The 4212-nt window shown below is 42.8% G+C and carries 5 protein-coding genes and 1 tRNA gene; 3 read left to right on the top strand and 3 right to left on the bottom strand.

Annotated features, from left to right (window positions below):
- Positions 1 to 260: 260 nt before the first annotated feature.
- Positions 261 to 491 (top strand): hypothetical protein, encoded by a 231-nt coding sequence (locus J7K40_15395; GenBank protein MCD6163781.1) that lies wholly within the window; start codon positions 261 to 263, stop codon positions 489 to 491.
- A 65-nt stretch (positions 492 to 556) separates the two neighbouring features.
- The gene (locus tag J7K40_15390) at positions 557 to 922 is read left to right on the top strand and encodes a hypothetical protein (protein MCD6163780.1); all 366 of its coding nucleotides are present in this window, start codon (positions 557 to 559) and stop codon (positions 920 to 922) included.
- Positions 923 to 1157: 235 nt separating this feature from the next.
- On the opposite strand, the gene J7K40_15385 is transcribed toward J7K40_15390, so the two are convergent.
- From J7K40_15385 to J7K40_15375, 3 genes are all read right to left on the bottom strand, one after another.
- Positions 1158 to 1397: a GIY-YIG nuclease family protein gene (locus J7K40_15385; GenBank protein ID MCD6163779.1), complete on the bottom strand. Its 240-nt coding sequence runs from the start codon at positions 1395 to 1397 to the stop codon at positions 1158 to 1160.
- A 79-nt stretch (positions 1398 to 1476) separates the two neighbouring features.
- The gene (locus tag J7K40_15380; GenBank protein MCD6163778.1) at positions 1477 to 1716 is read right to left on the bottom strand and encodes a GIY-YIG nuclease family protein; all 240 of its coding nucleotides are present in this window, start codon (positions 1714 to 1716) and stop codon (positions 1477 to 1479) included.
- A 7-nt stretch (positions 1717 to 1723) separates the two neighbouring features.
- A tRNA-Met gene (locus tag J7K40_15375) sits at positions 1724 to 1797 on the bottom strand.
- A gap of 502 nt (positions 1798 to 2299) precedes the next feature.
- Between J7K40_15375 and J7K40_15370 the strand changes: the two genes are divergently transcribed.
- Positions 2300 to 3607, top strand: a complete 1308-nt coding sequence (locus J7K40_15370; protein ID MCD6163777.1) for an NCS2 family permease — start codon at positions 2300 to 2302, stop codon at positions 3605 to 3607.
- The last annotated feature ends 605 nt before the right edge of the window (positions 3608 to 4212 follow it).

The following is a 4212-nucleotide window of genomic DNA, read 5'->3' as shown; positions in this document are numbered from 1 at the left end:
TGCGAATCAAGCAAGTTTCGCTTGTTGGATAATATTTAAAGAATTCTATGCAAAAGGCTGGACAGTAGTGAAATTATATAATAACTCTGAATTTATTAAACAGGCTGGCTGCCGACGATTATATAGCTTTCGTCGTACCGAAAAAACTCGATGGCTGTAATGTAGGCTCTGGTAAAAAACATACACTCCGCAAGTGGCTGAGCAGCTCTGATTTGATCCCCTATTTTGACTACTATTTTAATTGGAACATAATTGATAATTTGGATAAGGAAAAATTAATCCAAACGCCAAATGAGTGTCAATATACTTTCCGCATCAGCTTGTACGATATAGATGAATCAGGTCGTCGTTTCAATTTGGCAGCTAAGTCAAAATCTGTTGAGGATACCCTTGAATTCAGTTATCTGTTTTGTAAAAAATTACTTGAGGAAAACAGCTGCTTTTTAGAAGCTGAATATCATTCAATTGAAGGTGAATCCTCAAAAGAATAACCATTAACTATTAACCCCTTTAGCCGCCGAGAAGTGGCTAAAGGGCTAAAAATTGGAGAAAATAAATGGTAAACTCAAAAGAAAATAAACTCATTCATTTATATACCTGCATGGGCTGCTTTAATGGCAGCGAGTTCGATAAAGAGATTTTGACACTGATTGAGCCAGCAAACGCGGTATTTGAAATCGACCGTATGCCTTTCATTGATATTGAAATATACGGCCAATTTATTCTATCACGGTTAAAGAGTCTCAGAAAAAAAGCTGAAGAGGAGAACACATACGCCAAAGCATATGAATATGTATGTGCAGCCAATGATTATATCAATGATTGTCGCCGCTCCCACGAACTTCTATTTCAATCTACGCCAATACCTGCTGATTTCAAAAGCCCGGAGAATTCAAAAAAGGAGAATCCGGATAAAGAGTAATTTTATTGCGAACAACTCTCGTTCGCAGATATTCTCTGCGGCCGTGAGATAGCACTAAAGGAGTTGATATGAGTAAAAAACAAGGAAATATGTTAATACAGTTTGACCGGTATATTGCTTTCCGTTGTCTGATTTTATTACATATACGTAAAACATAATTAAGTAGCGGGGAGAGGATTCGAATCCGCCTGAGGCGGATTATGAGCCCGACGAGCTGCTCCGCCAATGGCGGACTCTACCCCTGTGTCATTTCTTTGATAAACTTGCGCCCCCAACCGGATTTCAACCATTTTTCACGTTTCATCGCCTCACTGCGGTTTGGGAACTTTTCAAGATGTACTACTTTCCAGTTCGCGCCAATTTTTGTAGATTTGCATAGACCGGAATTATGCTCATCCAATCTGCGCTTTATATCAGATGTTTGACCGGTATATTGCTTTCCGTTGTCTGATTTTATTACATATACGTAAAACATAATTAAGTAGCGGGGAGAGGATTCGAATCCGCCTGAGGCGGATTATGAGCCCGACGAGCTGCTCCGCCAATGGCGGACTCTACCCCTGTGTCATTTCTTTGATAAACTTGCGCCCCCAACCGGATTTCAACCATTTTTCACGTTTCATCGCCTCACTGCGGTTTGGGAACTTTTCAAGATGTACTACTTTCCAGTTCGCGCCAATTTTTGTAGATTTGCATAGACCGGAATTATGCTCATCCAATCTGCGCTTTATATCAGATGTTTGACCGGTATATTGCTTTCCGTTGTCTGATTTTATTACATATACGTAAAACATAATTAAGTAGCGGGGAGAGGATTCGAACCTCTGACCTCCGGGTTATGAGCCCGACGAGCTACCAGACTGCTCTACCCCGCGTCGTGATTGCAAATATAAATAGTTAAAACTGAAAGTCAAGTTTTAAATAGTTATTATTAATGAATCAATAATTTTGTGAGTATTAATGCCAGCGAGCTACTCCGCCGCGGCGGACTCTACCCCGCGTCGTGATTGCAAATATAGATAGCTAAAACTGAAAGTCAAGTTTTAAATAGTTATTATTAATGAATCAATAATTTTGTGAGTATTAATGCCAGCGAGCTACTCCGCCGCGGCGGACTCTACCCCGCGTCGTGATTGCAAATATAGATAGCTAAAACTGAAAGTCAAGTTTTAAATAGTTATTATTAATGAATCAATAATTTTGTGAGTATTAATGCCAGCGAGCTACTCCGCCGCGGCGGACTCTACCCCGCGTCGTGATTGCAAATTATAGATAGCTAAAATTCCAATTAAAAACGCTTGTAAACATCATTACCATCCCTTAAAATTTTAATTAAGGATAAAGAATCTTACATAAATATGGTGTAAGGGAGATATTATGAAAAAGTTTTTCGAATTCGATAAGCTTGGCACAACATATAAAAACGAAATACTCGGCGGCCTGACAACTTTCTTCGCCATGGCGTATATCATCATAGTCAATCCGGCTATCTTGGCTAATGCCGGGATACCCAGAGATGCCTGCATAACCGGCACTATAATCGCCGCCATTATCGGAACTCTGATTATGGCTTTATACGCTAAGCGTCCGTTTGCGATTGCCCCATATATGGGCGAAAATGCGTTTATAGCTTTCACTGTTTGCCTTGGGATGGGCTATAACTGGGAGAAAGCGCTTGGCGCCGTTTTTATCGGGGGCGTAATCTTTGTAATAATCACCGCGCTTAGAATAAGAAGCTGGCTTGTCAACGCCATTCCTCTTGCCCTAAAGCAGAGTTTTGCCGTGGGCATCGGCTTCTTCATAATGTTTATCGGCTTGAATGAGACCGGCATCATACGGCTTGGCATCGAGGCGGCGCCGGTGAAAGTTGGCCAGTTGTCCTCAGCCAGTCCAATACTGGCGATTGTCTGCGTTATCATCATTTGCATTCTGATGATTCGAAAAGTACCGGGCGCCATACTTATAGGCATGCTGACAACTACTATCCTGGCGTTTATCGTCAAAGCCGCGCCGATGCCATCCGAGTTGGTATCGCTGCCCCCCTCTGTCTCGCCGGTGCTTTTCAAAATCGATATACTGGGCGCCTTATCGCCGGATTTTTTGTCGGTGATTCTCGTGGTGTTTATCCTCGATTTCGTAGACACTATGGGCACGCTTATAGGCGTATCCGCGCGCGCCGGGCTTCTGGATGAGAACTACAACCTGCCCGAAATCGAAAAGCCGATGATGGCGGATGCCGTGGCTACTGTTGCCGGGTCGCTGGCGGGCACCTCCACAACCGGCACGTTTATCGAATCATCCACCGGCATCGAGGCGGGCGCTAAAAGCGGGTTTGCCTCGCTTGTTACAACCATCATGTTTTGCCTGTGCCTGTTTCTCTCCCCGATATTCGTATCGGTGCCGCCCGCGGCTTATGGCGCGGCGCTGATAGTGGTTGGCTTTCTGATGCTGTCCCCTATCAAGGATATACATTTTAACGATTACTCCGAGCTGTTCCCTTCGGCGGCGACAATTGCCCTGATGAGTTTCACCTACAATATCGGTTTCGGCATGGCGGCGGGTTTTGTGTTGTATCCGCTGTTCAAGGTATGCGCCGGCAAGCGTGATGAGCTAAACGGCGGCGTGTGGGTGATGTTTGTTATTGCGATTTTGCTGTTTGTGTTTTATCCTTATGGGAAGATATAGGGGAACAGTCAAGGGATGGGATATTGTATATATTAATATTCCATGGTAAAATCATTTTGAAATATCGGCAAGGAAATGAGAATAAAAATATTGAAAAAGATCAGTTGAATTTTTTTCCGGAGGCGGAATAAGATACGTATTAACCAAATTTGATTAATCATTAAGGGGTTAAGAATGTTAGATGGATCATTAGCTTCACGACTTGAAGGGAAACATGTTGGTAAATGGCATGTAATTAAAAAGAGGCAAAGAACAAAAGAGGATAGTTCCGGTTATTTCTCATCCTGTTATAAGGTTAAGGATAATAAAGGGAATCTCGCATTTCTTAAAGCGTATAACTACACATATGCATTTCAAAAGATTGGCGATTCTGCCGGGTGCCCCACTCCCGGCCAAAGCGGGAGTGGGTTACCTCATTGGCACTTTTATAAAGGCATCCCACCCCCGCTTGAGGCGGGGGATGGGGCACCCAATTTTTAAACTCACCTGTTAGGTGGGCTACCAATTTATATTCTCAAATCCTGTGCATTTTGCATTAATATTTAGGGCTTGCTGAATAATTCATTTTCAGGAATCTTCACGTTTAAACTCCTGTATTTTGATAC

Source organism: Candidatus Zixiibacteriota bacterium, from assembly GCA_021159005.1.
GTDB lineage: Bacteria > Zixibacteria > MSB-5A5 > UBA10806 > 4484-95 > JAGGSN01.
This window is presented reverse-complemented; position numbering and strand designations above follow the sequence as displayed.